General features: G+C 64.0%; 2 protein-coding genes. Both read right to left on the minus strand.

The features are described 5' to 3' along the window. A partial coding sequence (locus tag BN871_RS19530) for a response regulator (protein ID WP_048748437.1) occupies positions 1–1069 on the minus strand: 1069 nt, incomplete at its 3' end. Between the two features lie 3 nt (positions 1070–1072). After that, positions 1073–2869, minus strand: a complete 1797-nt coding sequence (locus tag BN871_RS19535; protein ID WP_021881374.1) for a sensor histidine kinase — start codon at positions 2867–2869, stop codon at positions 1073–1075. Between the last annotated feature and the right edge of the window lie 246 nt (positions 2870–3115).

Raw genomic sequence — 3115 nt, forward strand, 5'->3', positions numbered from 1 at the left:
GGGAGGCGACGATGCCGGCCATGCCTCCCGTCTCCACGGCGCGGCTGAGCGCCAGGGCAAGCTCGGCCAGGCGAGCATCATCATCTCTCCCGTCCGCTGCGAGAGCCGCCGAGGATGCGGCATGACCGGGAGCTTGCGCCGCCAGCATCGCAGGCCGCTCGGTATGGATGCGGCCCGGCTCCAGCAGAAAGCGCAAGCCCATCAGCTCCTGCGCCTCCTGCAGCGAGCGCGCGGCTGCGGCCGGGTCCTCCCTGCATGACCCCGCAGCGGCGGTGAAGCCTCCCTCGCCCGCGCTTTCCTCCAGCAGCTTGGCGGCCGCCCGCAGCGCCGCTTCCCCGCCGGGAATCAACAGCCCCAGCGAGGCCCCGGCCTCGAAGACCGGTCCAAGCCCTCGGGCTGCGGCTCCCGCCTCCAGCCTCCGCCTGAATTCCGTCTGCTCCAGGCCGTCCTCCAGCCCGGCCTCCGCCAGCAGCACGCGGCCGCCGCGAGCGCCTCCATGGAGCAGCCGCCACAGATCCGCTGCGGCGGCTTCCCGCCCGCCGGCTGTTCCTTCTGCTTCTGCACGGGCGCCCGGGAACAGGCCTGCTCTTCCCGCTTCCGCAGCGAGCGCAAGCGCCTCCTCCGCGTCTCCCGCCAGCAGCGCCAGCAGCGCGTCTTCCCGCCGCTTGGCCGGATCGGCTTCAGTCCCGCTCTGCGCATCCAGCGAACGGGCGATCCGGGCCGCATACTGCTCCAGCTCCTCCTCGTCGACCGGCTTGAGCAGGTAGCCCTCGATGCCGTAGCGGATCGCCTGCTGCGCATAAGAAAAGTCGGCATGGCCGCTCAGCACCAGAATCCGGCAGCCGGAATCCAGCCTCCTGATCTCCTCGACCAGCTCGAGGCCGTTCATCTTCGGCATCCGAATATCGACCAGGACCAGGTCCGGGCGCAGCTCCCGGTACAGACGCAGCCCCTCCATGCCGTCCGCCGCCAGCCCGGCGACCCGGAAGCCGAGCCGCTCCCATTCGATCAGCGTCTGCATGCCTTCCCGAATCGCCGGCTCGTCATCGACAATCAACAAGCTGTACATCCGCTATTCCTCCTTCTTGCCGGGAATGAGAAGCTTGATCTGCGTTCCTCCCCCTTCCGCGCTCTCGAGCCTGAGGCCGCTGCCGGAGCCGTAATTCAGCACCAGCCTTTGGTGGACGTTGCGCAGCCCGATCCGATGCCCCTTGTCCTCGCTGGGATCGTCCAGCGCATCCCGATTGTCCCGCAGCCGCTCCGGCGTCATGCCGACGCCGTTGTCGGCGACGGTCAGCTGCAAGCCGCCGTCCTGCAATCTTCTTCCCGTAATCGATATCCGCCCGCCTTCCCCGATGCCCTCCAGGCCGTGCACGACGGCATTTTCGACCAGCGGCTGCAAAATAAGCGGCGGGATGAGCGTGAGCGACATCTCCTCCTCCACATCGATGACGAATTCCAGACGGTCCTCCCCGTACCGGAATTTCTGGATCTCCAAGTAGTAGCGGACGATCTCCAGCTCCTCGCCGAGAGGAATATGGCGCTGCCCGATCTCGATGTTGTTGCGGATCAGCCTCCCGAGCATGCGCACGACCGAAGCGATTTCCTTCTCGCCTTTCATATGAATCCTCATCCGGATCGATTCCAGCGCGTTGAACAGGAAATGCGGATTGATCTGGCTGGCCATCATCTTGAGCTTGATGTCCCGCTGCCTCACCTCCAGCTCGGTCCGCTGCCGGTGAGAATCCTCCACCTCCGCCATCAGCTCGCGGATGCTCGCCACCATGTTGTTGAACTGCCGGGACAACAGGCCGATCTCGTCATTGCCCTGGATGTCCGAATACACCTGCAGATCGCCCTTGCCGACCCGGCTCAGGTTGCGGTACAGCACGAGCGTGCGCTTGGTCAGCACCGAGGCGACGATATAGATGAGCACCAGCGCGATCGCCATGCTCACGGCCAGCACGCCCATGCCGAGACGGGCGACGCGGTTCGCTTCCCCGACGATGCTCTCCACCGCGAACACCGACACGATACGCAGGCCGTTGACGCTTGAGGCCGGGTTCAGCTTCTCGATGACGACCCGGTACTCCTCGCCGCCGAAGGTCATGTTGTACGTTCCCTCGCTTTTGCCGGCGAGGCCCGGGAACTCCAGCTGGGACAGGCTCTTGCCGATCCAGGAGCGGTTCTTCGCCGCGGCGACCGTATCCGATGCGTCGACGATCATCGTGTCGTAAGGCTCCTGGCGCAGCATCGTGTCGAACAGCTCCGGGTTGACGTCGATGACGAGAACGCCGCTTGTCTTGTAAGTCGGAAAGGGGATCCGGCGCACGAGGCTGAGCGACTTCGCTCCTTTCCTTGTCTCGTTGGACGTGTAGATCCAGTGGATGCCGTCCTTGGCGTTGGCGGCCCGGTACCAGTCCGTCCCGCGGACGGCGTCCGTCAGGTGAAGGAACTCCCAATTCTCCAGCAGCGTATCGTTGTCCGCGTACAGCCGGATATAGTCCACCTCGCGGTACAGCTTCACGGCGCTGCGGAAATCGTTGAACTCCCACAGCGCGTGCGTGGAGTCGAACACGGTCGCGTACCGGGTATTGACCAGGCTGCTCAAGTCCGTGCTGACCATATAATCGTCCGAGAGCTCCATCGGGATGCGCAGGATGTCCGATGTCTGCGTGACGATCTTGTCCACGTTGTTCGTCGTCTGCCGCGTCGCCTGCTCCAGCACGTTGTTCCGGTACTGGGCCGTCAGGAAAATGCCCACGATCAGCACCGGAATCAGCACGACGATCAGGAAGGCGATGAACAGCTGGCTCTTGAGCCGAAGGTTGTTGAAGCGGAATCCGATCCGCCGGATAACTTGTCTCACTTGCGGATGCCTCTCTTTCGATCCATGAAAAAGATAGTCTTAGACCGTATCGTAAGGCAACCGCTTACAAAGGTAAACGGAAAATTCCGCCGCCGCCAGCGGCTCAGCCTGCCCTCTCCGTGCCTGGCGAAGATCCGCTTTCACCTGACAGCGGGCCATGCCTTTCTCTCTCTCCCCGGATAAAAGACCCGAAGGCAGCGCMTCCCAGTGTAATCCGCCGTGACTGCGCCTCGCAGGAAGCGTATA

It is taken from the genome of Paenibacillus sp. P22, from assembly GCF_000469945.2.
Lineage (GTDB): Bacteria > Bacillota > Bacilli > Paenibacillales > Paenibacillaceae > Paenibacillus_O > Paenibacillus_O humicus.